This window comes from Campylobacter jejuni (genome assembly GCF_001457695.1).
GTDB classification, from domain to species: Bacteria; Campylobacterota; Campylobacteria; order Campylobacterales; family Campylobacteraceae; genus Campylobacter_D; species Campylobacter_D jejuni.
In genome coordinates, this window is the sequence record NZ_LN831025.1 from 1,005,797 (window position 1) to 1,032,657 (window position 26,861).

Sequence of the window (26,861 nt, forward strand, 5' to 3'; positions counted from 1 at the left end):
CAAGATTAAATTTAGTAAATTTTAATATAATTATTAAACTAAAAATTTTGTTTTTAAGGATTTTAAATGTCAGATGGATCTTATGCTCCAAAAGAGCGGATTAATATTACATATAAAGCTAAAACTAATGGACAAAATGAGGATGTGGAGTTGCCGTTAAAATTAATGGTAATGGCAAATTTAAAAGGAAAAAACGAAACTCCTTTAGAGGAAAGAGAAATTTTGCAAATTAATAAGATTAATTTTGATCAAGTCATGAGAAAACTCAATATAACAACAAGTTTTAGCGTAAAAAACACTCTTGGAACAGGAGCTGAAGAGCTTGATGTTAAGCTCAATATTGCTAGTATGAAGGATTTTTCTCCAGATAGCTTAGCTAAACAAATACCCGAGCTAAACAAATTATTGCAGCTAAGAGAAGCATTAATGGCTTTAAAAGGTCCTATGGGTAATATTCCTGATTTTAGAAAAGCTGTTTTAGAAGCGTTAAAAAATGAAAAAACTAAAGAAAAATTACTTTTAGAAATTAAACAAGAAGAGCAAGGAAATTAAGATGGCAAATACTAAAGCAGTTGATATGCCAATTATTGAACAAATTATGGAGAAAAGCAAATACTCTAAAACCGATGAAAGTTATAGTATTGCTAAAAGAGGTGTTGCTGAATTTATTTCAGAAATTGTAAAAAGCGACAATGCTGAAGAAAAAATCAATAAATTTGCACTTGATGAAATGATAGCCCATATTGATTATTTACTCTCAAAACAAATGGATGAAGTTTTACATAATGAAGAATTTCAAAAACTTGAATCTACTTGGCGTGGACTTAGATTTCTAGTTGAAAGAACTGATTTTAATGAAAATATAAAAATTGACCTATTTGATATAAGAAAAGAAGAAGCTTTAGAGGATTTTGAAAACAATCCAGATATAACACAAAGCGTTGTTTATAAAAATATATATTCTTCAGAATATGGACAATTTGGAGGAGAGCCTGTAGGAGCAATCATTGGAGATTATCAACTTGGATCAGCAAGTCCTGATATGACTTTTTTAAATAAAATGGCTAGTATTGCGGCTATGAGTCATTCTCCCTTTTTAACATCTTTTGGACCAAAATTTTTTGGGCTTGATGATTATTCTGAACTTGCGAATATTCAAGATTTGCAAGGTTTGCTAGAAGGTCCTCAATATACAAGGTGGAGAACTTTTAGAGAAAATGAAGACTCTAAATATACAGGCTTACTAGTGACAAGATTTTTAGCAAGAAGCCCTTATGATCCTGAAGAAAACCCTATTAAAAGCTTTAACTATAAAGAAAATGTTCATGCTTCGCATAATCATTTATTGTGGGCTAATTCTTCGTATACTTTTTGTACAAGATTAACAGAAAGCTTTGCTAAATATAGATGGTGTGGAAATATTATAGGACCAAAAAGTGGAGGGACTGTTAAGGATCTGCCTACTTATCTTTATGAAAATTTTGGAACTATACAATCAAAAATACCTACAGAAGTTTTGATTACAGATAGGAGAGAGTATGAACTTGCCGAAGCAGGTTTTATAACCTTAACATTAAGAAGAGATAGTAATAATGCAGCATTTTTTTCAGCAAATTCTCCGTTAAAACCAAAATTATTTCAAAATACCCCAGAAGGTAAAGAAGCTGAAACAAATTACAGATTAGGAACTCAACTTCCATATATCTTTTTAATTTCAAGATTGGCACACTATTTAAAGGTTTTACAACGAGAAGAAATAGGGAGCTGGAAAGAAAGAAGCGATATTGAAAATGGACTTAATGAATGGATTAGACAATATATTTCCGATCAAGAAAATCCACCTTCTGAAGTAAGAAGTCGTCGTCCATTTAGAGCAGCACAAGTGAAAGTTAATGATATACCAGGAGAGCCAGGATGGTATAAAATAGGACTAAGTGTCCGACCTCATTTTAAATATATGGGCGGTAATTTTGAACTTTCTTTAGTAGGAAAATTAGATAAAGAATAACAATGTCCTTGCTAGATAAACTAATCCATAATTTAGATGAGCAAAACATTCATATTCCATTCTATCAAAATGATTTTGAGGATGTAAAAAACAATATAAAGGTTTTGCTCAATGCAAAAATTAATGATTGTTATGCTGTAAAAAATTTAGGAATGCCTAATATGGCTGATATTAATCTTAACTCTAATGAATTATGCGTATCAATGGCCAAGGAAATAAGAAAACTAATTGATAACTATGAAAAAAGAATATGTGTAGTTTCTATCACTTATGATAATAATTTAAGTCCTTGGCAACTTTCTTTTATTGTAAAATGTTTTTTTCAGGATGATCGTTTTAAAGAATTTAATATAGAAATCATCTTTAAAAACAATAGATATTGCGAGGTTAAATGAAGGATAATATTTTTTATTATCAAAAAGAGCTTGAATATCTATATGAAAAAAGAGAGTATTTTATAAAAAATTATCCAAAGTTAACACCATTTTTGGCATATGATAGCAAAGATCCTGATATAGAAAGAATTATTGAAAATTTAGCTATTTTAAGCTCTAAAATCCATCAAGAGCTTGATGAAAATATACCACACATTGCAGAATCTTTGATTAATATTGTTTCTCCAAATTATACAAATCCTTTACCTTCTTTATGCATGCAAGAATTTAAATTTGAACAAAATAGTAAAGAAAATAATTTAATTATTCCCAAAGGAACTCTTATTAAATCAAAACCAATAGACAAATGTGTTTGTGAATTTAAAACAGTATATGATGTTTATCTTTATTCTATCTCCATCAGCGAAGTTTTTATATCTAGTAAAAATCAAGATTATACTTTCAATTTAACTTTGCAAGTCAATAAGGCAGAAACGAAAATATGTGATTTGGGTTTGGAAAAAATTAATTTATATCTAGGCAATGATACCTATATGTCTAGTACTTTATTATTATACATGCATTCTTATTTAAAAGAATTAAAAATTCAAAGTTTAGATACTGATGAAGAATTTTTTCTTAATACCTATAATATTGAAAAAATAGGATTGAATCCAGACGAAAGTAGTTTATCTTATAATGATTTAGGTTTTGAAGCATTTTCCTTACTAAGAGAATATTTTTTCATGCCACATAAATTTAATTTTTTAAGAATCAATGGTTTGGATATTTTAAATAATTGCCAAGGAAAGACAATTAATATTGAATTTAAATTCTCTAAACCATTTCCTGCAAATTGTATTTTTAGAAAAGAATTACTTTCTTTAAGCATGACACCTATTATCAATATCTTTACAAAAAGTGCAGAACCTCTTATAAATAATCACAAAAAAGATAGTTATAGAATTTTTGTGGATAGAAGCCAACCTAAAGCTTACGAAATCATACAGACACTACAGGTTAAAGCACATAATAGTGAAGGCGGCAAAAGGTTATTAAAAAACTATAAAAGTTTTGAACGCTTTGAATTTTTAAAAGATAATCAAAAGGATTTTTATAGCGTAAATACTAAAAAGAATTCCAAAGGAGAAGTATTTAGCGAAATTTCTTTCTTTTCCTCTTATATAATGGATGAAACTATAAGTATTGATCTTTTGTGCTCCAATGGAGATTTACCTTCAAAATTAAAAATAGGTGATATTAATACCTGCGATCTAAAAGGTGTCGATACCAAAAATGTGGAAATTCCAAGCGAAACAAGAAGATGTAGTGTTGATGGTAATTTATTATGGAAGCTTGTTTCTGTGTTATCTTTTTCATATCAAACAATATTGAGCAAAAAAGCTTTTTTTGGTGTGTTGGAAAGCTATAGCTTTTTAGATAATCAATCAAATTGGAAGATTTATAAGCTTTTGCAAGAATCTATAATCGATATTCAAAGTAAAAGCACTTATTTAATAGATGAAAATATCACAAAAAAAGGGACCTTAGCTATTTTTAGTATTAAAGATTCGAAGTTTTACACTTTAGGCGAGGTATATTTATTGGGATTGATTATATCTAAATTTTTAGCTTCTTTTGCTAGTATTAACTCCTTTTGTGAGTTAAAAATAAGATGCCTCGACTCAAAAGAAATTTTACATTACCCTGCTTCTTTTGGAAAAAAAGCTTTAATATGAATAATCTTACTTCATATAGTTTTTTTAAATTAATAAAAAAATTAGAAAAAGACTATGGAAGAAAGAATATATTTTTAAGAACAAATAAAAGTTTAAAACATCCAAATAAAGATATAGAAAAAATCATTTTTTCAGAACACGAACAATCAGTTATAGAATTGTTTATAAATTTCATGGGGCTACATGGAGTCTCTTCACAACTTCCTTCATTTATGCTAGATAAACTGTCAAGAAATGAAGATGGCGACCAAGGTTGGACTCTATTCTTTGATTTCTTTAATCATTATTTGCTTTGGATATTTTTTGATGTAATAAGCTTAAAAAATTATCCACGATCTTTTAATGAAAATTTTAAAGATTCTATTTCAAAAATTTTATTTAGCATGTTGGGAATTAAAGAATACGATATTGCAAAAAAATATTTACCATTTGCACCTTTACTACTAAGTTTAAGACGACCTAAAACACACATTGAAAGAGTTTTACAGGTCAATTTTAAACTTAAGGATAAATTATCAATTATTGAAAATTTACCCCATCAAATTTTAATTTCAAATTCGCAAAAAAATAACTTAGGAATAAAGAACAATATTTTAGGAAATAATTTTATATTGGGCGATAAATTTATCTCTTATCAAAACAAAATAGCGATCTATATAAAGGATATTTCATATCAAGAAGCGGTTAAATTTATGCCCAATGGAACCAAACACGATGATTTAAAAAATAGCATAATGTTTTTAACAAATAATGAATTTTGTGTTGATTTATATCTTAAAATCAACTATTCTTCAGAAATGAAGTTTGTGTTAGGAGAAGAAAATACTGCCAAACTTGGTTGGGCAAAAATTTTAGGTAATACGCAAAAAAAATATACAATAGTATATATGAAACTATGTGAATAAGCTAACACAAAAATATGTTTAAAAAAATCACAACCTCTCTTCACCCATAAACCATACCCTAAAATAAACTTTATTTTACCCACTTTATGTTAAAATAAATCACATAAGCTTATAGGCTATTAATCATCAACAAACCCAAAAGGATCATCAATGTCCCTTAATTCTTACATGAGTCTTAATATATCAAATTCTACTTCAAATCCCCTACCCTTTAAAATCACTAAAGCCCTCATCAAAGAAAGTCTTGAAGAGCTTTTTTCTATAGAATGTGAAGGCTTTTTTGAAAGTTTAGAACAAGATTTATTTTCTTTAAATACTTTAACCAATGCTTCATCTCATCCAAGCACCCCTACAACTTTTAATTTTCATCCTAATGTTTTAATCGATCAAGAAGCTATTTTAAGTATCCATAATCCTTATGAGAATAATACCTTAAACTTTGATAACAATGAAGTAAAAAACTATAAGGGAATTATCACTTATATAAAATATCTAGGTATTAATCATGAAAGTGCTTTAAATATTAACGATAGCACTTCAAATACTAAGCAAATACAATACAAGCATTTTTTTTCTTTTAAGCTTCAATCAGTCTTGATAAGACTTTCTTTAAATAAAGCCAATCGTATTTATACTCATACTAATATTATAGAAGTGATTAAACAAACCCTTGGTTTTTATCAAGATATCTTACATAAAGAAATTGATTATTCTAATATACATTTTAATTATGAAGAACAAGAACTCATCTCTCAATACAATGAAAGTGATTTAGACTTTATTACAAGATTAAGCCATAATAATGGAATCTTTTTTTATGAAGATGAGAACACTATTTATTTTTGTGATGTGTATAAAAATGTAAAAAATAAAGAAATTGAGTATAATCCTAATATTAATAATATTTTAAATCAAGCTTGTATTTCTTCTATTTATAAAGAGCAAAGCTTAAGAACTAATTCTTTTACACATTCTAGTATTAATGCCAATACTCCTTTAAATCTTTTATCTTTACACTCTAGTAAAGTTCCTTATGAACAAGAACTTAATAACAAAGCTTGTTATAATGAACATTTTTATGAGAGTGAATATTCTTTTACAAAAAGCATTGATTTAAAGACTAAGCCTTCTCTTAAAGAAAAAAGAGCCTTAGTATTAAATGAAAGCTTACTAGCAAAAAGTAATATTTATCATCTTAGCTTAGGAGATTTTATCACTTTAAATTATAAGGAGTTTAATCATCAAGAAGAAATAAAAAATCAAGATGAAGAAAAACAAGATAAAGCTTCTTTGCTTAAAGACTTTATTATTATCACTAATACTCAAATCTTAATTGATGATGCCATCTTAGCTAATTCTATTAATACTAATGATCATTTAAATTTAAAAGATTTAAATTTAAGTAAATCTTATTCTAATACTTTAACTTTACTAAAAAAGAATATTATCTTTACTCCAAGTTTTAAAGCTAAACCTAAAGCTCCTAATAGCACTCAAGGTATTGTTATAGGAGAGAGTAAGGATATAGAAAGTGAGAGAAATACTATTTATACTGATGAGCATGGAAGGGTTAAGGTAAGGATTAATCTTTATGCCAATCAAGAAGAATTAGATAATGATACTTTTATTGCAAATGATATAGATACAAATTCTTCTAATTTATCAAGCAATACTTATAAATCTTATCATCACACTCCTTTTTTAAGAGTAGCTTCTCATATAGCAAGTAATCATTCAGGTTTTTTTCATACTCCAAGAATAGGAGATGAAGTGATTATTTCTTTTTTAGATGATGATATAGATAAACCTTATGTAAGTGGAAGTTTGTATAATGGGGCTACAACAATGCCCCAATATAATTATCCAAGATATAAAAGAGAAATCGCTACAAATGCATTGAGTTATTTAAGCGTAGTTCCTGCTATGATTGATAAAGGTTTAGATACATTAAAACTTCAAGAAAATACTGATTATGAATTAAGCTCTATAAACAATCATTATCTTACTTTGGCTAATTCCACAGTAGGAGTGGATAACACCGATGCAAGAGCAAGGAATGAAATTACCCTAAAAAACGACAAAGACAAAGAAGAAATTTATATCCTAGCACAAAAAGATTATAAAGAAGAAATAGGTAATAATTATGAGCAAACCATAAAAAATAATAAAACTTCAGAAGTGGGAGCCTTATATACCGAATTTATTACTTTAGGACATATGCAAAATATCATAGGTTTTAAAAATGTCAATGTAGGAGCTGAATATTTAGAAAATACCCTACTTTCTAAAGATACTAATGTGGGCTTAAGTAATACTTTAAATGTAGGAATCAGCAATGAAGTCAATATCGGACAAAACCACGAAGAAAAGATAGGAAATGATAAAAGAGTAATAATCAATAACAATCTAGAGCAAGATATCAAAAATGATTTTATCCAAAGAATAGGACATAACAAAAATGAAACCATAAAAGGTTCTTATGTGCTTCAAACCAATCAAAGTATAAAATTTTATTCCAAACAAGATCTAAGCATAGAAACAAATGAGTATTTCAAAGCTGAAGCTGATGATTCTATTAGTTTTAAAGCCAAGAAAAATTGCTCTTTTACAGCTGATAATGTAAATACTATGGCAAATCAAGAAAGTGTTTTAACAGCACAAAAACAAATCGTTTCTAGGGTAGGAAATACAACTATTACACAAACAAAAGATAAAATTATACTACAAGTAGGAACAACACAAGTGATTATAGATAGCAAAGGTTTAAGAGTAAAAGGAGGTGATTTAAGAGCGGATTAAAAGCAATTTTCTTAAAATTAAAACTAAAATCATAAAAAACCCAATTTACAAAGAAAGGAAAAACAATGAAAAAACTAGAAGATATCAAAGCTATGAGCTATCAAGAAAAAGATGAGTTAGAAGATTTAGTTCTTGAAATTATAGATGATAATGATTTAGTTAAGCTAAAAGATATTTTAAAGGATTATCCTGTAAAAATATCTTGTTATGAGCTTAATATTAAAGATGAGGATGGAGACTTTCCTTTATTTGATCCTTTTAATCTAATAATAAGAGCTGCACATGCTTGTGAAGATAATAATAATGATTTTTCTATTTTAGACTATTTATTTGATGAGTATGGATTAAGTTTAAAAGATCCTAAATATAATTTTGTTCTTATTGACATGAAACACATCAAAGAAGCTAATGATAAATATATCTTAATGGAAGAAGTAGAAGATGATCCTTGTATTTATCAAAACGCTCTAATTTATGATTATATACTCAATGCTGATAATCCAAATTCTCAAATCATTAAGTATCTAGTCAATCGTGGAGCTAAATTTGAAGTGCATAAAGATGGCTTTGGTTGGACTCCTATGCATTTTTGGGTTATGCAAAATAATTATGAATTATTAGAATTAGCTATTAAAGGAGGAGCTAATGTAGATATGCAAACCTTGCTTGATCCAAAAAGCGAATACAATGAAACCCTTTTATTTGAAGCTGTAAAAGAAGCAGAAACCTATAGGGTTACACAGCTTTTAATCGAACTTGGAGCTAATGTAAATTTTATCACCCCAACATCTCCTTTAGATAATGCAAAAGGATCTAGAAATAAAAAGCTTTTAAAAGATGCAGGAGCAATGACTTCAGCTCAACTTGACAAAAAATACAATATATACTGGGATAGTGAAGAGTGCGAAAAAGATGAAAGCTATATGGAAAAATATTGTAAATTACTAAACGATGCTATAAAAAAGGCTAAAGAAAGTGAATGAGGGAATAAAAATTGACTTTGCTAAAGTCAATTTTCATATCAAAGAATTCCAAAAAGTTTATATATTAGAAAATTGTAAATTATGTTTTTACAGTCCTTTTCATTTGCAAACACAAAATGGAAAAGAAGTGAAAAAAATAGAAAAAAAAGGCAAATCTAAAATTTATCTTATAGATGAGGATGGAAAAACTGTAGATATTGATAAAACTTCAGAGCAAAACAAAATAAAAGCAAGAGAAGAAAAAAGAAAAAAAGAAGAAAAAAGTAAAAATGTATTATTTAGCAATGATGAAAAGGGAAATGATGCAATCAATGCTTATTTTGGTGAGAAGAATATTGATACGCTAAATAAAGCCTATGAAGAAAGAGAAGCCAAGCCTTTATCAAGAAATACAGAAAATTTTAAAGACTATGATATATTTTACGATGTTTATACAAGTAAAGATAATGATATCAAAAGTTTAAATGAAGAGCTAGGATATGATGGCTTTGAAGTAAAAAATGGTATAGCTAAAGTTGGAGCAGAATTTTTTGATAAATGCTTTGAAAAAGGAATTTATGTTTTAATACCAAGATTAGTATCTTTAGATAAAAATGAAACATTACACTTTGATCCTGTGCCTTTAGAAGATAAGGGCTTTGTAGTGACTGATTTTAGAAAAGGAAGAAAGGAAGAAAAAAATATAGATTTAAGCTTTCAAAGAAATATAGCTAAAATAAAAAATCCTAATTTAACTTTACAAAGCCCTAAAGAATTCCTACAAGCCTTAAATGAAAATAAAGAATTTACAGAAGATGATAAAATACAACAAGCACAAGCTATTAAAAAAGCTTGTGGAAAAAAAGCAGATGAAATAACCAAAATCTTGCTTAAAGATGATAAAAGTTTAAAAGATATTATTACAGATAAAGAAAAATTAGAGGAAAGAATTGGCAGATTGCAAGATAATAAAAACAAATCACCTAAAGAACTAAATCTACTAGGTAGACTTGAATTTTTACAAAGAAATCAAAAAAAAGTTAAAGATTATAAAGACATTATAAAAGTTCTTCAAAACCCTCAACAAACTAGTAATGCCAATAAAAATAACACTGATGATAACAAGAAAAAGAAACTGACTAAAAAAAATCAAAACCAAGAAGAACAAAAAAATAAAAATATCAATTCAAAAGATATAGGAGATGCAGGTGAATATGCTGCTTCTATGCTTTTTGCTAAAAGATCAACTAGGTATTTATCCAATAGAAGAAAAATAGATGCAAATTTTAATACCCATAGTTTTAATCATACCATACCTGATTTTTTAGTAACCTTAAATGATTACCCTACTTTAGTAGAGGTTAAAAATGTCCAAGATCAAGCTTTAACAGAACAAATAAGCTTTGAGTTAAAACTTGCTAGAGAATATGAGCTTGATTATTTATTTTTATGCAATCATTACACAAAATTAATAGATAATATAACTAATCTAGAGATATTTAATAAAGACAATAAAAACCATAAAGGATCAAGAAGTGGTTTTATCTACCACAGACATGCTCACAGAAGCATAAAAACAATATTTAAAGAAATGTATCTACATCACATAAAAGGAGCAGCACCTAATAAAATTATCATAAAAAGATTAAATTTAAATAATTCTGCTAATATAGAAGAAGAATTAAACAAAAACAAACAAATACAAAAAAATTAAAGGAAAAACAATGAAAAAACTAGAAGATATCAAAGCTATGAGTTACAAACAAAAAGATGAATTAGAAGATTTAGTTCTTGAAATTATAGATAATAATGATTTAGTTAAGCTAAAAGATATTTTAAAGGATTATCCTGTAAAAATATCTTGTTATGAGCTTCATTTTAAAAATAAAGATAATGAATACCCTTTATTTGAACCTATGAATTTAATATTAAGAGCTGCATTTGCTTGTGAAGATAATAATAATGATTTTTCTATTTTAGATTATTTATTTGATGAGTATGGTTTAAGTTTAAAAGATCCTAAATATAATTTTTATCATAGTGATATGAAATATATTAAAGAAGCTAATGATAAATATATCTTAATGGAAGAAGTAGAAGATACCATTATTTATCAAAACGCCCTAATTTATGATTATATATTAAGTGCTGATAATCCAAATTCTCAAATCATTAAGTATCTAGTCAATCGTGGAGCTAAATTTGAAGTGCATGAAGATGACTTTGGTTGGACTCCTATGCATTTTTGGGCTAGACGCAATAATTATGAATTATTAGAACTAGCTATTAAAGGAGGAGCTAATGTAGATATGCAAACTTTTAGTAAATTAAGAAAATACAGCAAAACTCTTTTATTTGAAGCTGTAAGCGAACCTGAAACTTATAAGGTTACACAGCTTTTAATCGAACTTGGAGCTAATGTGAATTTTGCTACCCCAAGAACTCCTTTAGATGATGCAAAAGGATCTAGAAATAAAAAACTTTTAAAAGATGCAGGAGCAATGACTTCAAATGAAATTAGAAAAAAATATAATTTACCAGCATATGATGATTCTCATTGTGAAATTGATGGAAAAACTGATTTTGATTTATTGGGTAAATATCGTGATGAATGCTCCAAACTTTTAAACGATGCTATAAAAAAGGCTAAAGAAAGTGAATGAGGGAATAGAAATTCACTTTGCTAAAATAAATTATAAGGAAAGATAATGAAAAATAAAAAATTATTGGATGATGAATATATACAAGAAGTGTTTAAATACTATCTTAAAAATGACAATTATTTAAAAGATGCTTTATATGGTTTAAAAAAATACGAACGAAGAGCTTTTATAAGTAGCATTTTAAGCTATGAATATAAAAATTTAGTAGAAAATGGCAATTTAAAAGTTGATGCAAAATATAAAGTTACCTTGCCGCCTAATCTTATTGCTGTTTTAGAATATGATAAAAGTGAATTTAATGGCGTAAATCTTCGAAATTTTATAAATGATTTGGAATTTGAATTAGAACATATAGAAATGGAACTTTATGACGATCCTGCTGACTTTGAAGGGGGAGATTATTATAATGAAGATAGCGATTGTGATGAAGATTATACAGTAGAAGATTGGGTAGAAGATCAAGTAAGTGATATTAAAGACTTTTTATATGCTTTAAAAGATTTTAAATGAAACAAACATTAAGCTCTAATCGAGTAAGCTTTTATCTTTTTTCTACTAAAACTTTTAGTGATGAAAAATATCTTAATGCTTGGAGCTTAAAAGGCGAGCGTTTAAATGCCAAAGATTGGTTTGAATTTAAACAAGCCAATAAAGACAAATTTTATAATAAGCATTTAGAAAATACCTTAAAAACTATGCAAGAGTTTAAAGCTTATTTTAGTGTTGATCAATTTGAAGGCATAAATCTACATGGTGATGATGAATGGCTTGATTTTTTGCCTTCAAATTATACTCAATTTTATAATCGTTTATGTAGAGATAAAAGTAAATATATTTTACATCGATATTATCAAAAAAATGATTTGACAGAGATTGGTATGCTTAAAAATCTTTCTCCTAATTTTCCTTTTTGGGATGAAAAAGGAGAAAATTTTTCTCAAAATCAAATTGATATTTTTATAGAAAAAGATAATTTAGCACCCTGCTTTAATAAATATGATATTTATTTTAATTCTTCACTTGAGCTAAGCTTTAATTTTAGTGATGAAAGCTTAGAATATTTAATTAACAATTATAATCACAGAATCAATCATACTTTTACTCCAAAAAGTCAAGATGAGATACAAAAAGAATTAAATTTAAGCAAAGAAGATAAAATCATTTTAGAACTTGAAAATATGTTTTTAAATCTTTGTAAAGGAATCAGTGCTGATTATGCTTTTATGGATTTTTCTTATTTTTTTGTAGGATATGATCATACTTTAGATTCTAAAAATAATACTTTAAAATCTTATCCCATTAATCAAGATAAATTAATTCATAAAAGAAGTTTTAAAGAATATATAGAAGAATACGCAAATACTTACTTTTTAAATTATTATTCTAAAGAGTTTTTAAATGAACTTGACAATCAAGAATTAAACAAAGATAGACTTAATTATTATCTTATTAATTACAACAAAATTCCAAAAAACACAGAAGAAGAAAACATACAAGGCATACTTTCTAAACAAAAAGATATAGATATCAATTTTGTAAATTTTATAGATTATAAAGACTATGTTTATAAAAATAAAGATGATTTTTGGGAGTTTTCAGCAAAAGAAAATTCTATACTTTGGGAAAAATTTCTAAGTAAAAATACCCTAAAACCTTTTCCTTTAAATTTTGATTGCTCTTTAGAAGAAAAGCTTCTTTATGCTAAAGATGAACAACTAGAAAACATACTTAAAACCCACAAGACTTTTCATGGCTAAAAAAAGAACAATCCTTATTCCTAGAATAGAAGATATTAATATAACTCCTGATACTTCTTGTTTGCATCCTATCTTAGAAGATAATACTTTAGTATGCTTACATGGAGGTAGAGTTAAGTTAAAAGCAAAAAAAGCTAAAAGAATAAAATCAGACAATGTTCCTATTATGCTTGATAATGAAATACAAGGAGCCAGTATAAGTGGATGTTTAAATCCACCTATACTAGGAGGACCTTGTACTAAAGTAGCTATGGTATTTGCTTATACTTATTCAGATCATAAAGTTAATAATAAACATTCTGTGTTACAAATGGGTTTGATAGGAATGAGTATAAAAGGTTATCCTATATTTGCTATACCCAAAAAGAATAAGATTAAATTTGCTTTAGCTAAAATACAAGCTAGTCCTCTTGCTAAGATTAAATTTGATAGGATAAGATGGGAAGGGGGAGGAAGCGATAACAAACAACCACCAATTCAAACCCATCATATTGCCACTGATAAGAATAAAAAATATACTCCAAAATTTCAAGAGATACTTAATTCATATGATTTAAAACTAAATGGAGATTGGAATAAAGTTAAAATGCCACATCGCGGAAGACATCCTAATGAATATCATGAATATATTCTTGAAAAAATGAGTAAAATTGATAAAATAGCAAGAGGAGATAAGGATAAATTCTTAAAAGAATTTGAAAAACTAAAAGAAGAAATCAAAAATAATCCTGCTATACTTCGCAAAGAATACTATAAGGAGAGAAAATAATGAAATATTATAAAATGATGTATAATGGACAACATAATGACGTTGATAATTGGATAAATTGTATTAAACCAGATATAAAAAATAATGACAAATATGCACTTTTAGAATCCAAACCTATCACAAATTGGCAAACACCTAGTTTTGAAATCGATAAAGATGATGGTAAAATACTGACCGATTTAATATCTAATGTATATAATTGGCGTATAGTCTCTCCTAAATTTATAAATTTAATGCAAGATTTAATTAAAGATTGTGTGCAATATTTAGATGTAGAAATTAAAAGTCAGGAAATAAATTATTATGATTGTAAAATTATGCATGTAACAAAATCACTTGAGGCTTTAGATTATGAACATTCTGTATATACTTATATGGGTGATAATGATGAATATTTAAGTATTACTAAAGCTGTTTTAAAAAAATCAAAACTTGATGGAAGCCATATATTTAGAATTAAAGATGATGAAGTACCTGTTTTTGTATCAAGTGAATTTAGAAAAATAGTAAGAGAAAACAATTTATTAGGTTTTAGTTTTAGTGAAGTTATGGTATATGAAAATTAATCATATGAAAATATTGCAATTATAAACTATATAATTTATTAGGTTTTATCAAACAAATACCATAATAAAGGATAAAAAATGACAAGAGAACAAGCAGAATTAATTATAGAAGAAGAAAAGTTGATTGATACAGATTGGTATCCTTCTTATAAACATTCAGGAGAATACCATCTTACTATGTGGTTTGATTCTGATAATAATAAATACGAAGCTGTTTATATTGGAGAAAGGGGAAGTGTTGAACTTGAGTATTCTTTTGATAGTGAAAAAGAAGCCATTGATAAAATGTTGCAGATGAATTATGAACAAAAAAAATACAATGGAAAAGACATTAAAGAATATCTAACAAAAGAAGTAGCACTAAGAATCATCAAAGAAGAAAAGTTAGAAGTGATTTGGTATGATGAAGCACTTAAACCTTTATGTGCAGGTATTAAACACGATAAACAAAGAGATAAATACATTTCTTTTATCACTAATGCTAAAGCAGAGCTTATAGAATATAGAAGTATTGAATTTGATGGGGATAGATACAGTGAAACCTTTAAGGAAATGCTTAACGATGAATTTCTAGCCCTTTATGCTCTTATCAATCGTGCTAGAATGATTAAACAAAATAGAATTAGCTTTGTATAAATGTTTTATGATTTAATTTAATCTTAGCGAGTTTAAAAACCCACAAGACTTTTCATGGCTAAAAAAAGAACAATCCTTATTCCTAGAATAGAAGATATTAATATAACTCCTGATACTTCTTGTATGCATCCTATCTTAGAAGATAATACTTTAGTATGCTTACATGGAGGTAGAGTTAAGTTAAAAGCAAAAAAAGCTAAAAGAATAAAATCAGACAATGTTCCTATTATGCTTGATAATGAAATACAAGGAGCCAGTATAAGTGGATGTTTAAATCCACCTATACTAGGAGGACCTTGTACTAAAGTAGCTATGGTATTTGCTTATACTTATTCAGATCATAAAGTTAATAATAAACATTCTGTGTTACAAATGGGTTTGATAGGAATGAGTATAAAAGGTTATCCTATATTTGCTATACCCAAAAAGAATAAGATTAAATTTGCTTTAGCTAAAATACAAGCTAGTCCTCTTGCTAAGATTAAATATGATAGGATAAGATGGGAAGGGATGGGAGGTAAAAGAAATAAGAAAAATAAAAATGATAAAGCAAGGCAAATACAAGCATTAAAAAATAATCGGCAAAAAGGTAATTATACTGAAATGCAAATGGATAAATATTACAAAGCTAAAGGCTATAAAAGAATTAGTTTAAATAAAGTTCAAGGACTTGATGATAAAATTCATCATGGAATTGATGGAATTTATTACAATCCAAATAAAAACCCAAAATATATCATTGCAGAAGCTAAGTTTAGAACAAGCAAATTAGATATAAAAACTAAGCAAATGAGTGATGAATGGATAACAGAAAAGAGTAGAAATAGACTTGGCATTGTAGATGAAAAACATAGAAAAGAAATAAAAGAACTTCTTAAAAAAAATAGCAATGAAGTCAGAAAAGATTTATTTCATGTTGATAAAAAAGGCAATGTGAGTATTAAAGAATTAGATAAAAATGCAAAAACCAAAAACTTAATAGAAAGGATAGAAAATGGCAAGAGATACTAGCAAAGATGAAGCGTATTTTACGAAACATATAATAGAGTGGGAAGAAGAAATTAAAGAAGATGAAAAAAAACTCTTAGAACTTCCACTAGGAGATGCAAGAAGGGAAAATTATTTTTTTTCTATAACAGATGGAAAAAAATGTATTGCTATAGATAAATACTCTCGTGGTGATGATATAAATCTAGTTAAAAAAGATTTAGAAGCATACATACTATTAAAACAAAAAAATCGTTTAGAATTTGCAATTGATATTGGTTATTATAGAGGAAATGCTCTTGAACTTTGTATTAGAGTATTGCTAGATATGGATACTGCTTGTGTATTAGAATTAATAGAAGAAGATGAGAGAAAAAGAAGAGATATTCTCAATAGGGACTGGTTTTTGCATTTTATAGGATCTAAGGGTAAGAATTTAAATTTAGAACGCAAATGTATTCGCAAAGAACACGAGCTTATTAAAGAATTTGTAGCCACTAAGGATATTGAGTTTTTACATCAATATATGAAAAAACATACAAGATTAAGAGATCCTCTAGATACTTGGGATCTTGAAGGTGCAGCAATTGTAAAGCTAATGAATTTAGATAAAGAAGAATTTAAACAATACAAATACTTTCCTTATGATTTAATATAAAAAGATTTTTAGTTATAATTTCATTTTATATTTAAGGAAAAATTTATGGAAGATTTAAAACTTTTACAAAGGCGTTGGGAAGAAGCTTATGAAGCTATGCCTAAACTTTATGAAACACCCGATGGGTTAATAATAAATTTCACCCTAAGTGAAGATACAGATACTATTCTTTTTAAAAAACCTTGGGAAAATTTTGAATTAGATGATGAAGATAAAGAAACCAAATGGAGGCTGAGTTTTTTTAGCATTAGCAAAGATGAGCCTTTGGGGTATTTAGAGTATAAAGAAGCTTTAGAGAAATTGCAAGATTTTTCTTTAATTCAATCAGAAGAAAGGATTTTAATTAGAGCAATGAGTTTAGAAGAGCTTGAAAGCTTAGAGCTTAAAGGGTGGTAATGCTTCCTCAACCTATATTTTTAAATAAACTTATAGAATTTTTATCTGATGAAAATTTAGATATTGTAAATATGAAAAAAGGTGTAGATAAAATTTTTTCTAAAAAAGATTTTTACGCTATATTAGAATTAAATATTAAAATTATGAATATAGCGAAATTAATTTTTAAAAGTGATGAACAATTAAATATATTATTACCACAAGCTTCTAATTATAAGAATACAAATTATTTTCCTCAAGAATTAGAGTTAAAAAAAGAAATGGATGTTAATCTTAATGATTTAAAAAATTGTGATAATAAAAAAATAATAGAAATAATTAAGCAAGAATATCAAAATAATCTGATTAAAGAATTGGATATTAATTCTCAAAAAGAAAAAATCAAAATACTTTTTATTATTAATGAAGTGCCAAAATTTTTAAAATCAATCTATAAAGAATGTGAGTTTAAAGAATATGGATTAGCAAATTATTTGGAATTTGATGAAATTTGGGGTTTTTATGAAAATAATACTAGATATTTTACTATTTTAACTCCCATGGGTGCAAATAAAATAAAATTGCGTTTAGAAAATACACAAAACAGCGAAAAAGAACTCAATATCATAGAAGTAAATTTAGATAAAAATAGATTTTAATAACAAAAATAAGCAATTTCTTTTTCTACTCAAATTTAGGCTATTTGTGTTAAAATAATAAATATAAAAATTAAAAACATAGTGGATTTATACCAAATTATAAACACCATAAACTCAACCCCCAAAAGGATCATCAATGTCCCTTAATTCTTACATGAGTCTTGATATTTTAAATTCTACTTCAAATCCCCTACCCTTTAAAATCACTAAAGCCCTCATCAAAGAAAGTCTTGAAGAGCTTTTTTCTATAGAATGTGAAGGCTTTTTTGAAAGTTTAGAACAAGATTTATTTTCTTTAAATACTTTAACCAATGCTTCATCTCATCCAAGCACCCCTACAACTTTTAATTTTCATCCTAATGTTTTAATCGATCAAGAAGCTATTTTAAGTATCCATAATCCTTATGAGAATAATACCTTAAACTTTGATAACAATGAAGTAAAAAACTATAAGGGAATTATCACTTATATAAAATATCTAGGTATTAATCATGAAAGTGCTTTAAATATTAACGATAGCACTTCAAATACTAAGCAAATACAATACAAGCATTTTTTTTCTTTTAAGCTTCAATCAGTCTTGATAAGACTTTCTTTAAATAAAGCCAATCGTATTTATACTCATACTAATATTATAGAAGTGATTAAACAAACCCTTGGTTTTTATCAAGATATCTTACATAAAGAAATTGATTATTCTAATATACATTTTAATTATGAAGAACAAGAACTCATCTCTCAATACAATGAAAGTGATTTAGACTTTATTACAAGATTAAGCCATAATAATGGAATCTTTTTTTATGAAGATGAGAACACTATTTATTTTTGTGATGTGTATAAAAATGTAAAAAATAAAGAAATTGAGTATAATCCTAATATTAATAATATTTTAAATCAAGCTTGTATTTCTTCTATTTATAAAGAGCAAAGCTTAAGAACTAATTCTTTTACACATTCTAGTATTAATGCCAATACTCCTTTAAATCTTTTATCTTTACACTCTAGTAAAGTTCCTTATGAACAAGAACTTAATAACAAAGCTTGTTATAATGAACATTTTTATGAGAGTGAATATTCTTTTACAAAAAGCATTGATTTAAAGACTAAGCCTTCTCTTAAAGAAAAAAGAGCCTTAGTATTAAATGAAAGCTTACTAGCAAAAAGTAATATTTATCATCTTAGCTTAGGAGATTTTATCACTTTAAATTATAAGGAGTTTAATCATCAAGAAGAAATAAAAAATCAAGATGAAGAAAAACAAGATAAAGCTTCTTTGCTTAAAGACTTTATTATTATCACTAATACTCAAATCTTAATTGATGATGCCATCTTAGCTAATTCTATTAATACTAATGATCATTTAAATTTAAAAGATTTAAATTTAAGTAAATCTTATTCTAATACTTTAACTTTACTAAAAAAGAATATTATCTTTACTCCAAGTTTTAAAGCTAAACCTAAAGCTCCTAATAGCACTCAAGGTATTGTTATAGGAGAGAGTAAGGATATAGAAAGTGAGAGAAATACTATTTATACTGATGAGCATGGAAGGGTTAAGGTAAGGATTAATCTTTATGCCAATCAAGAAGAATTAGATAATGATACTTTTATTGCAAATGATATAGATACAAATTCTTCTAATTTATCAAGCAATACTTATAAATCTTATCATCACACTCCTTTTTTAAGAGTAGCTTCTCATATAGCAAGTAATCATTCAGGTTTTTTTCATACTCCAAGAATAGGAGATGAAGTGATTATTTCTTTTTTAGATGATGATATAGATAAACCTTATGTAAGTGGAAGTTTGTATAATGGGGCTACAACAATGCCTCAATATAATTATCCAAGATATAAAAGAGAAATCGCTACAAATGCATTGAGTTATTTAAGCGTAGTTCCTGCTATGATTGATAAAGGTTTAGATACATTAAAACTTCAAGAAAATACTGATTATGAATTAAGCTCTATAAACAATCATTATCTTACTTTGGCTAATTCCACAGTAGGAGTGGATAACACCGATGCAAGAGCAAGGAATGAAATTACCCTAAAAAACGACAAAGACAAAGAAGAAATTTATATCCTAGCACAAAAAGATTATAAAGAAGAAATAGGTAATAATTATGAGCAAACCATAAAAAATAATAAAACTTCAGAAGTGGGAGCCTTATATACCGAATTTATTACTTTAGGACATATGCAAAATATCATAGGTTTTAAAAATGTCAATGTAGGAGCTGAATATTTAGAAAATACCCTACTTTCTAAAGATACTAATGTGGGCTTAAGTAATACTTTAAATGTAGGAACAGATCAAGAAGTAAAAATCCATAAAAATAGCTATGAAAAAGTAGGAGAAAATAAAAAGGTAGAAATAGGCACAAACTACGAAGAAAGAATTACAGGAGAACACACAAGTTCTGTATCATCTAATAGAAAAACATTTATTAGAGGTTATCATCATACACAAAGTCAAGGAAAATATAGTGTTTATACAGATTCTGAACTTGTAACAGAAGCAAAAGGTAATATTCAAGAGCATACAGAAAAATCTATCTTTATGGTTGCTAAAAAAGATCACTGTGTTAATGCAGAAAATGTTTCATCTTTAGCACAAAAAGACAATACTATTGTAGCGCACAATAGAATAATTAATCAAGTAAAATCCACTTCTATAACAACTACAGCTAAAGAAGTTATTATCCAAGTTGGAGGGGTTCAAGTGATTATAGATAATAAAGGATTGAGAGTTAAAGGAGGAGATTTAAGAGCAGATTAAGTGATATAAATTTATAAATAGTCAAAATTTTTAAAAATTTAAAAATTTGTTATTAAAAATAAAAAATTATAAAAAAGGAAATAAAATGACTAAAGAAAAAATCATCTCTTATGAAGAAGTTCAAGCTAATCCTATGCTTAAATGGTTTTTTGACCGAGAAATCAAACATAGCATTAAAGATAAATATTATAAAGAATGGCAAGAATTTATCCATAAAGAAGGTATAAATGTAGTTTGCATCATAGAAGATCCAAAAGGTAAGGATATTTATGAATTAGATCTATGGTATAGAAGTACAATATTAGATCCATTATTTCACCTTGCTTGGTGTTATGATTATGAATTTTTTGAATTTATTTTACAATTTGTAAAAGATCAAACATGGTTGAATTTTTTACTTGGATGTAATGCAATTGGTTGGAGTGAAGATGAGCTAGATTTAGAGCATACAAAAAAAATTATTAAACTTTTAGTGGATAAAGGAGCTAATATCAATGCTTATTTTTATGATAGCGATGGACAATACAAACCTATAATCTTTCATACTATCCCCTTAGGCCTTGCCAGTAAAACAGAAAGAGCTAATAAATTAGAACTTTTACATTTTTTATTAGAATTAGGAGCAGATCCTAATCTTAAAAATTCAGAGGGTGAAAATTTATTACATAGATTTCTTCTTTCAGAAGAGCAAAAATTTGCTAATGCTTTAATCGATAGTGGTAAAATAAAAGATATCAATGAAATCATAGAATATAATAAAGGGGCTATTAATTACGGAGAGAGTGCTTTGATATTGGCTGTAGAAGAATGTTATTCTAGCACAGTTAAAAAACTCATTGAAGCAGAAGCCAATGTGAATGTTTTTGATCATTTTGGAGAATCAGCTCTTGATCTTATAGAAAATAAAAGCGAAACCATAAAAAAATACCTTCTTAAAGCAGGAGCTAAAAGTTCTTTAGAACTTTTAGGCAGTGAAGAAAAACTTAGAGAATTTAAAGATGAAATGCGGGATAAAAGAAAAATACAAGAAAAAATAGGAAAAGAGCGCAAAAAACAACTTAAGGAAAACTACCGAGCTATCGTAGAAAAAACTCCTTTAGTGTTTCATAGAGATATAGAAGTGACTAAGGCATAAAATGATCACTATACATACAGGAGAGATTGAGTTAATGCTGTGTGAGGAGGCACATTTTCATGAGGATTATGAAAATAAGATCAAAAATATCCCTATCATAGGAGCTAAGGTAAAAATATATGATAAAGATAAAAAGACACTCCTGTATGATAATACTGCCAATGATCAAGGAAAAATAGAAATTTCTAATAGTGAGATTAAAGATGAGGAATTAAGTTTTTATATAGAATTAGAACATCCTGACTTTGATGAAAAACCTATAGGAGGACATGTTTTTTTAAGAAAAGGTTTAGAAAAACAAGAAAATCCTATTTATTTTAGAAGGACTAAACTAAGATTAAAACATACTCCTTTTGAGAAATTACAAACTCCTAAAGAATTCAAAGAAGCTCTTGAGGTGAGTGATGAAGAAAGAAAACATTATCAAGAAAAAGATGGAGAATTAGATCAAGATCTAAATAGTTTAAAAGCTAAAGCAGAAGAAATTTTAGCAAGAAATGAAGCCATCATTGAAAAAACTTATGAAGAGGAAATGAAAAAAGCAAACGAGCAATTACAACAAGCTACAACTAACAAAGAGAAAGATGAAATCAAGAAAAAAATAGATAAAATTGAAAATGATAGAGAAGCTAAGGTTAAAAGACATAATAAACAAACAGTTGATTTGAAAGATATTGTTAATAACAAAAACACTAAAAAACTTAAAAATTTCATCAATAAAAGAGCAGGAGCTGACTATGCTGAATGGGTTGTTTCTCTTGCTCTTTTAAGACATGCTCCTCATCTTTATCATCAAAGAATCAATGCAGATGGTGTTTTTAAAGAAGATGGAATTCGTAGTGGAAAAGGTAGTGATCCTGACTTTATTATCACACTTAAGGATAAAAAAAGAATGATAGTAGAGGTTAAAAACTATGCTTATAGTAGCGCTTTAAATTTAACCGATCAAATTTCTTATCAATTAAAATGTGTAAGATTATATGGAATGGACTATGCTATAGCTTGCAATAAAAGCACAGAAATAACCGATCATGGTAAGAATTATAAGTCTGTTTTTAAAGAACCAAACAATCAAGCAAAAGCTAAAACTAAAGAAGAAAAAGAGTATTCTATAAATTTTAATAAAAAACGTTTTAAAGAGCCAGAAAATCAAACAAAGGAAGAGGCTGAAAATCTTTTAAAAGATGAAGAGAAAGGTTTAAGATCTGCACTTATAAGAATGTATAAGGAAGCTTTGAATGGAGGGCCTAGTTGGGTTTTTATCAAAAGACTTAATTTTAGAAGCAATTTAGGAAAAATCAATGGGGAAGATTTTAATCTGGATAAACATTTTGTGAATTTTTATGCTAATTTACATTCTCAAGATAGAAAAGAAATCAGTGCTGATTTTCAAGTTATTTTAGAACCTTAGGAGGAAAAAATGGTAAAAGAAATTGATTATGATTTACTTATAGCAATTGAAGAATCTGATGTAAGAAAGTTTCAAATTGTTTTAGAAAAAGGAGCTAATATTAATGGTATTGTGAATAAAGAATACAAAGAATATGGAGATTTTAAATCAAGTTGTGGTTTTACATTTTTAGCCGTAGCCGCGGAAATAGCATTATACGAGACTATAAATGCTCATCATGACAAAAAAGGTTTTAATAAAGAAGAATATGAAAAAGAATACAGCGATGCTTTTGAAATTTTTAATACCTTAAAAGCTTTAAAACCAAATGAAAACCAAGAAGGTTGCACCAGTGCAAAAATTTGCATAGAAAACATTGCCCAAACAAGAGAAATGGAGCTTTATGATGATCCTTATTGTTATGGATATGATGAATTTGATGAAGAAATGAGTGAAGATGAATGGATAAGTGAAGATCCTGCTATAGAATATTTAAAAAGTTTTAAATTTGAATGAAAACACAAAATATAAGTGCCAATCAAATTAGCTTTCATCTTTTTTCTACTAAAACTTTTAGTGATGAAAAATATCTTAATGCTTGGAGCTTAAAAGGCGAGCGTTTAAATGCCAAAGATTGGTTTGAATTTAAACAAGCCAATAAAGACAAATTTTATAATAAGCATTTAGAAAATACCTTAAAAACTATGCAAGAGTTTAAAGCTTATTTTAGTGTTGATCAATTTGAAGGCATAAATCTACATGGTGATGATGAATGGCTTGATTTTTTGCCTTCAAATTATACTCAATTTTATAATCGTTTATGTAGAGATAAAAGTAAATATATTTTACATCGATATTATCAAAAAAATGATTTGACAGAGATTGGTATGCTTAAAAATCTTTCTCCTAATTTTCCTTTTTGGGATGAAAAAGGAGAAAATTTTTCTCAAAATCAAATTGATATTTTTATAGAAAAAGATAATTTAGCACCCTGCTTTAATAAATATGATATTTATTTTAATTCTTCACTTGAGCTAAGCTTTAATTTTAGTGATGAAAGCTTAGAATATTTAATTAACAATTATAATCACAGAATCAATCATACTTTTACTCCAAAAAGTCAAGATGAGATACAAAAAGAATTAAATTTAAGCAAAGAAGATAAAATCATTTTAGAACTTGAAAATATGTTTTTAAATCTTTGTAAAAGAATCAGTGCTGATTATGCTTTTATGGATTTTTCTTATTTTTTTGTAGGATATGATCATACTTTAGATTCTAAAAATAATACTTTAAAATCTTATCCCATTAATCAAGATAAATTAATTCATAAAAGAAGTTTTAAAGAATATATAGAAGAATACGCAAATACTTACTTTTTAAATTATTATTCTAAAGAGTTTTTAAATGAACTTGACAATCAAGAATTAAACAAAGATAGACTTAATTATTATCTTATTAATTACAACAAAATTCCAAAAAACACAGAAGAAGAAAACATACAAGGCATACTTTCTAAACAAAAAGATATAGATATCAATTTTGTAAATTTTATAGATTATAAAGACTATGTTTATAAAAATAAAGATGATTTTTGGGAGTTTTCAGCAAAAGAAAATTCTATACTTTGGGAAAAATTTCTAAGTAAAAATACCCTAAAACCTTTTCCTTTAAATTTTGATTGCTCTTTAGAAGAAAAGCTTCTTTATGCTAAAGATGAACAACTAGAAAACATACTTAAAACCCACAAGACTTTTCATGGCTAAAAAAAGAACAATCCTTATTCCTAGAATAGAAGATATTAATATAACTCCTGATACTTCTTGTTTGCATCCTATCTTAGAAGATAATACTTTAGTATGCTTACATGGAGGTAGAGTTAAGTTAAAAGCAAAAAAAGCTAAAAGAATAAAATCAGACAATGTTCCTATTATGCTTGATAATGAAATACAAGGAGCCAGTATAAGTGGATGTTTAAATCCACCTATACTAGGAGGACCTTGTACTAAAGTAGCTATGGTATTTGCTTATACTTATTCAGATCATAAAGTTAATAATAAACATTCTGTGTTACAAATGGGTTTGATAGGAATGAGTATAAAAGGTTATCCTATATTTGCTATACCCAAAAAGAATAAGATTAAATTTGCTTTAGCTAAAATACAAGCTAGTCCTCTTGCTAAGATTAAATTTGACAGGATAAGATGGGAAGGGGGAGGAAGCGATAACAAACAACCACCAATTCAAACCCATCATATTGCCACTGATAAGAATAAAAGATTTACTAAAGAATTTCAAAAAATAACAAAAAAATATAGCTTGGAATTAGATGGAGATTGGAATAAAGTTAAAATGCCACATCGCGGAAGACATCCTAATGAATATCATGAATATATTCTTGAAAAAATGAGTAAAATTGATAAAATAGCAAGAGGAGATAAGAATAAATTCTTAAAAGAATTTGAAAAACTAAAAGAAGAAGTCAAAAACAATCCTGCTATACTTCATAAAGATTACTATAAGGAGAGAAAATAATGAAATATTATAAAATGATGTATAACTATAATCATAATGATGTGGATAATTGGTACTCTTGTGATCTTGTAGATATAAAAAATAATGATGAATATGCACTTTTAGAATCCAAACCTATCACAAATTGGCAAACACCTAGTTTTGAAATAGACAAAAATGAAGGAGACATATTAACTGATCTTATACACAATGACTGTGGTTGGCGTATAGTCTCTCCTAAATTTATAAATTTAATGCAAGATTTAATTAAAGATTGTGTGCAATATTTAGATGTAGAAATTAAAAGTCAGGAAATAAATTATTATGATTGTAAAATTATGCATGTAATAAAATCACTTGAAGCTTTAGATTATGAACATTCTGTATATACTTATATGGGTGATAATAATGAATATCTAAGTATTACTAAGGCTGTTTTAAAAAAATCAAAACTTGATGGAAGCCATATATTTAGAATTAAAGATGATGAAATACCTGTTTTTGTATCAAGTGAATTTAGAAAAATAGTGAGAGAAAACAATTTATTAGGTTTTAGTTTTAGTGAAGTTATGGTATATGAAAATTAATCATATGAAAATATTGCAATTATAAACTATATAATTTATTAGGTTTTATCAAACAAATACAATTCGAAAGAAAAAGCTTATGAGGCAGTTGTAAAAAAAATAGAAAAAGATTATGTAAGCGGTAAAGTTTCTGAAAATTTTATATAAGGGCATATTATAAACATTAATGGATTTAATATTGAAGTAAGAGGAGTTATAAAAAATGGAGAATCAAAAATTGGAACAATGTTTCTATCTAGAACATTTAATTAATATTCAAGAATTGGAGAAAAAAATTATTGAATATTTTTCCAAAGAACAAAAATTACTTTTAGATCATTTTAGACATGCTAATATTGTTTCTAGAAAAGCTGATGAGTGTGGATATTTTGCTAATATAAAAACTGATCCCGCAAGACCAAAAATTCAAGTCAATGGTTTTACTAATTCTTTAAATCTATGTTTAAATGGTGTTGTGATAGGTGGAGCTATGATTTATATTGAAAATGGTTTATTATCAATGATTGAGTGTTACTCTTGGGATGATAATGATATTTTTATTAAGTTATTATCAGACACTAATAAAAAAGTGTATTTGTAAAAATTTTCAAAAA

Annotated in this window: 26 protein-coding genes; all 26 read left to right on the forward strand. The window is 26.8% G+C overall.

What is annotated here, in order from left to right; genetic code table 11:
* Window positions 1–66 precede the first annotated feature (66 nt).
* Window positions 67–552, forward strand: coding sequence for a type VI secretion system contractile sheath small subunit (gene tssB, locus AT682_RS05175; protein WP_002800584.1), 486 nt, complete (start codon window positions 67–69; stop codon window positions 550–552).
* Between the two features lies 1 nt (window position 553).
* Window positions 554–2,008 (forward strand): type VI secretion system contractile sheath large subunit, encoded by a 1,455-nt coding sequence (gene tssC / locus AT682_RS05180; RefSeq protein WP_002800582.1) that lies wholly within the window; start codon window positions 554–556, stop codon window positions 2,006–2,008.
* Window positions 2,009–2,010: 2 nt separating this feature from the next.
* Window positions 2,011–2,403, forward strand: a complete 393-nt coding sequence (gene tssE / locus AT682_RS05185) for a type VI secretion system baseplate subunit TssE (RefSeq protein ID WP_002779655.1) — start codon at window positions 2,011–2,013, stop codon at window positions 2,401–2,403.
* Window positions 2,400–4,121: a type VI secretion system baseplate subunit TssF gene (gene tssF / locus AT682_RS05190; protein WP_002779654.1), complete on the forward strand. Its 1,722-nt coding sequence runs from the start codon at window positions 2,400–2,402 to the stop codon at window positions 4,119–4,121. The genes tssE and tssF overlap by 4 nt, the downstream gene beginning before the upstream one ends.
* Window positions 4,118–5,026: a type VI secretion system baseplate subunit TssG gene (tssG, locus tag AT682_RS05195; RefSeq protein ID WP_002779653.1), complete on the forward strand. Its 909-nt coding sequence runs from the start codon at window positions 4,118–4,120 to the stop codon at window positions 5,024–5,026. The genes tssF and tssG overlap by 4 nt, the downstream gene beginning before the upstream one ends.
* Before the next feature lie 150 nt (window positions 5,027–5,176).
* Complete coding sequence (locus AT682_RS09665) at window positions 5,177–7,825, forward strand: type VI secretion system Vgr family protein (RefSeq protein ID WP_058207855.1); 2,649 nt, start codon at window positions 5,177–5,179, stop codon at window positions 7,823–7,825.
* A 65-nt stretch (window positions 7,826–7,890) separates the two neighbouring features.
* A complete protein-coding gene (locus tag AT682_RS05205; protein ID WP_016818295.1) occupies window positions 7,891–8,808 on the forward strand; it encodes an ankyrin repeat domain-containing protein in 918 nt (305 codons plus the stop codon).
* Window positions 8,801–10,501, forward strand: coding sequence for a putative toxin (locus tag AT682_RS05210; protein WP_016818296.1), 1,701 nt, complete (start codon window positions 8,801–8,803; stop codon window positions 10,499–10,501). Before AT682_RS05205 ends, AT682_RS05210 begins: the two co-directional genes overlap by 8 nt.
* A 10-nt stretch (window positions 10,502–10,511) precedes the next feature.
* Entirely contained in the window at window positions 10,512–11,450 is a 939-nt protein-coding gene (locus tag AT682_RS05215) for an ankyrin repeat domain-containing protein (protein WP_016818297.1), read from the forward strand.
* A gap of 45 nt (window positions 11,451–11,495) precedes the next feature.
* Window positions 11,496–11,960 carry a hypothetical protein gene (locus AT682_RS05220; protein ID WP_002779732.1) on the forward strand — a complete coding sequence of 155 codons (465 nt, stop codon included), beginning with the start codon at window positions 11,496–11,498 and terminating at the stop codon, window positions 11,958–11,960.
* Window positions 11,957–13,207 carry a hypothetical protein gene (locus AT682_RS05225; RefSeq protein WP_002913744.1) on the forward strand — a complete coding sequence of 417 codons (1,251 nt, stop codon included), beginning with the start codon at window positions 11,957–11,959 and terminating at the stop codon, window positions 13,205–13,207. The genes AT682_RS05220 and AT682_RS05225 overlap by 4 nt, the downstream gene beginning before the upstream one ends.
* Window positions 13,200–13,976: an AHH domain-containing protein gene (locus AT682_RS09870; protein ID WP_236843940.1), complete on the forward strand. Its 777-nt coding sequence runs from the start codon at window positions 13,200–13,202 to the stop codon at window positions 13,974–13,976. The genes AT682_RS05225 and AT682_RS09870 overlap by 8 nt, the downstream gene beginning before the upstream one ends.
* A complete protein-coding gene (locus AT682_RS05235; RefSeq protein ID WP_016818220.1) occupies window positions 13,976–14,542 on the forward strand; it encodes an imm11 family protein in 567 nt (188 codons plus the stop codon). Before AT682_RS09870 ends, AT682_RS05235 begins: the two co-directional genes overlap by 1 nt.
* 78 nt (window positions 14,543–14,620) lie before the next feature.
* Complete coding sequence (locus tag AT682_RS05240; RefSeq protein WP_002883866.1) at window positions 14,621–15,178, forward strand: hypothetical protein; 558 nt, start codon at window positions 14,621–14,623, stop codon at window positions 15,176–15,178.
* Window positions 15,179–15,232: 54 nt separating this feature from the next.
* Entirely contained in the window at window positions 15,233–16,189 is a 957-nt protein-coding gene (locus AT682_RS09580) for a hypothetical protein (protein ID WP_170234848.1), read from the forward strand.
* Window positions 16,173–16,823, forward strand: coding sequence for a PoNe immunity protein domain-containing protein (locus AT682_RS05250; RefSeq protein ID WP_002782034.1), 651 nt, complete (start codon window positions 16,173–16,175; stop codon window positions 16,821–16,823). Before AT682_RS09580 ends, AT682_RS05250 begins: the two co-directional genes overlap by 17 nt.
* 45 nt (window positions 16,824–16,868) lie before the next feature.
* Window positions 16,869–17,219 (forward strand): DUF4299 family protein, encoded by a 351-nt coding sequence (locus AT682_RS05255; protein WP_002791053.1) that lies wholly within the window; start codon window positions 16,869–16,871, stop codon window positions 17,217–17,219.
* The gene (locus tag AT682_RS05260; RefSeq protein WP_002883661.1) at window positions 17,219–17,857 is read left to right on the forward strand and encodes a hypothetical protein; all 639 of its coding nucleotides are present in this window, start codon (window positions 17,219–17,221) and stop codon (window positions 17,855–17,857) included. Before AT682_RS05255 ends, AT682_RS05260 begins: the two co-directional genes overlap by 1 nt.
* 136 nt (window positions 17,858–17,993) lie before the next feature.
* Window positions 17,994–20,642, forward strand: coding sequence for a type VI secretion system Vgr family protein (locus tag AT682_RS09670; protein ID WP_058207856.1), 2,649 nt, complete (start codon window positions 17,994–17,996; stop codon window positions 20,640–20,642).
* 85 nt (window positions 20,643–20,727) lie between these two features.
* Window positions 20,728–21,777, forward strand: coding sequence for an ankyrin repeat domain-containing protein (locus AT682_RS05270; protein ID WP_004306904.1), 1,050 nt, complete (start codon window positions 20,728–20,730; stop codon window positions 21,775–21,777).
* Between the two features lies 1 nt (window position 21,778).
* Window positions 21,779–23,188 carry a hypothetical protein gene (locus tag AT682_RS05275; protein ID WP_004306905.1) on the forward strand — a complete coding sequence of 470 codons (1,410 nt, stop codon included), beginning with the start codon at window positions 21,779–21,781 and terminating at the stop codon, window positions 23,186–23,188.
* A 9-nt stretch (window positions 23,189–23,197) separates the two neighbouring features.
* The gene (locus tag AT682_RS05280) at window positions 23,198–23,683 is read left to right on the forward strand and encodes a hypothetical protein (protein WP_004306906.1); all 486 of its coding nucleotides are present in this window, start codon (window positions 23,198–23,200) and stop codon (window positions 23,681–23,683) included.
* Window positions 23,680–24,933 carry a hypothetical protein gene (locus tag AT682_RS05285; RefSeq protein ID WP_058207857.1) on the forward strand — a complete coding sequence of 418 codons (1,254 nt, stop codon included), beginning with the start codon at window positions 23,680–23,682 and terminating at the stop codon, window positions 24,931–24,933. The genes AT682_RS05280 and AT682_RS05285 overlap by 4 nt, the downstream gene beginning before the upstream one ends.
* On the forward strand, window positions 24,926–25,702 hold the full coding sequence (locus AT682_RS09875) for an AHH domain-containing protein (RefSeq protein ID WP_236843941.1): 777 nt from the start codon (window positions 24,926–24,928) through the stop codon (window positions 25,700–25,702). The genes AT682_RS05285 and AT682_RS09875 overlap by 8 nt, the downstream gene beginning before the upstream one ends.
* A complete protein-coding gene (locus AT682_RS05295) occupies window positions 25,702–26,268 on the forward strand; it encodes an imm11 family protein (RefSeq protein ID WP_016818223.1) in 567 nt (188 codons plus the stop codon). Before AT682_RS09875 ends, AT682_RS05295 begins: the two co-directional genes overlap by 1 nt.
* Window positions 26,269–26,470: 202 nt before the next feature.
* Window positions 26,471–26,848 (forward strand): hypothetical protein, encoded by a 378-nt coding sequence (locus AT682_RS05300; protein ID WP_002779723.1) that lies wholly within the window; start codon window positions 26,471–26,473, stop codon window positions 26,846–26,848.
* The last annotated feature ends 13 nt before the right edge of the window (window positions 26,849–26,861 follow it).

Bases quoted from the DNA above. Each gene is read 5' to 3' on its own strand.
- tssB (WP_002800584.1), top strand. From the start codon at position 67: ATGTCAGATGGATCTTATGCTCCAAAAGAGCGGATTAATATTACATAT.
- tssC (WP_002800582.1), top strand. From the start codon at position 554: ATGGCAAATACTAAAGCAGTTGATATGCCAATTATTGAACAAATTATG.
- tssE (WP_002779655.1), top strand. From the start codon at position 2,011: ATGTCCTTGCTAGATAAACTAATCCATAATTTAGATGAGCAAAACATT.
- tssF (WP_002779654.1), top strand. From the start codon at position 2,400: ATGAAGGATAATATTTTTTATTATCAAAAAGAGCTTGAATATCTATAT.
- tssG (WP_002779653.1), top strand. From the start codon at position 4,118: ATGAATAATCTTACTTCATATAGTTTTTTTAAATTAATAAAAAAATTA.
- AT682_RS09665 (WP_058207855.1), top strand. From the start codon at position 5,177: ATGTCCCTTAATTCTTACATGAGTCTTAATATATCAAATTCTACTTCA.
- AT682_RS05205 (WP_016818295.1), top strand. From the start codon at position 7,891: ATGAAAAAACTAGAAGATATCAAAGCTATGAGCTATCAAGAAAAAGAT.
- AT682_RS05215 (WP_016818297.1), top strand. From the start codon at position 10,512: ATGAAAAAACTAGAAGATATCAAAGCTATGAGTTACAAACAAAAAGAT.
- AT682_RS05220 (WP_002779732.1), top strand. From the start codon at position 11,496: ATGAAAAATAAAAAATTATTGGATGATGAATATATACAAGAAGTGTTT.
- AT682_RS05225 (WP_002913744.1), top strand. From the start codon at position 11,957: ATGAAACAAACATTAAGCTCTAATCGAGTAAGCTTTTATCTTTTTTCT.
- AT682_RS09870 (WP_236843940.1), top strand. From the start codon at position 13,200: ATGGCTAAAAAAAGAACAATCCTTATTCCTAGAATAGAAGATATTAAT.
- AT682_RS05235 (WP_016818220.1), top strand. From the start codon at position 13,976: ATGAAATATTATAAAATGATGTATAATGGACAACATAATGACGTTGAT.
- AT682_RS05240 (WP_002883866.1), top strand. From the start codon at position 14,621: ATGACAAGAGAACAAGCAGAATTAATTATAGAAGAAGAAAAGTTGATT.
- AT682_RS09580 (WP_170234848.1), top strand. From the start codon at position 15,233: ATGGCTAAAAAAAGAACAATCCTTATTCCTAGAATAGAAGATATTAAT.
- AT682_RS05250 (WP_002782034.1), top strand. From the start codon at position 16,173: ATGGCAAGAGATACTAGCAAAGATGAAGCGTATTTTACGAAACATATA.
- AT682_RS05255 (WP_002791053.1), top strand. From the start codon at position 16,869: ATGGAAGATTTAAAACTTTTACAAAGGCGTTGGGAAGAAGCTTATGAA.
- AT682_RS05260 (WP_002883661.1), top strand. From the start codon at position 17,219: ATGCTTCCTCAACCTATATTTTTAAATAAACTTATAGAATTTTTATCT.
- AT682_RS09670 (WP_058207856.1), top strand. From the start codon at position 17,994: ATGTCCCTTAATTCTTACATGAGTCTTGATATTTTAAATTCTACTTCA.
- AT682_RS05270 (WP_004306904.1), top strand. From the start codon at position 20,728: ATGACTAAAGAAAAAATCATCTCTTATGAAGAAGTTCAAGCTAATCCT.
- AT682_RS05275 (WP_004306905.1), top strand. From the start codon at position 21,779: ATGATCACTATACATACAGGAGAGATTGAGTTAATGCTGTGTGAGGAG.
- AT682_RS05280 (WP_004306906.1), top strand. From the start codon at position 23,198: ATGGTAAAAGAAATTGATTATGATTTACTTATAGCAATTGAAGAATCT.
- AT682_RS05285 (WP_058207857.1), top strand. From the start codon at position 23,680: ATGAAAACACAAAATATAAGTGCCAATCAAATTAGCTTTCATCTTTTT.
- AT682_RS09875 (WP_236843941.1), top strand. From the start codon at position 24,926: ATGGCTAAAAAAAGAACAATCCTTATTCCTAGAATAGAAGATATTAAT.
- AT682_RS05295 (WP_016818223.1), top strand. From the start codon at position 25,702: ATGAAATATTATAAAATGATGTATAACTATAATCATAATGATGTGGAT.
- AT682_RS05300 (WP_002779723.1), top strand. From the start codon at position 26,471: ATGGAGAATCAAAAATTGGAACAATGTTTCTATCTAGAACATTTAATT.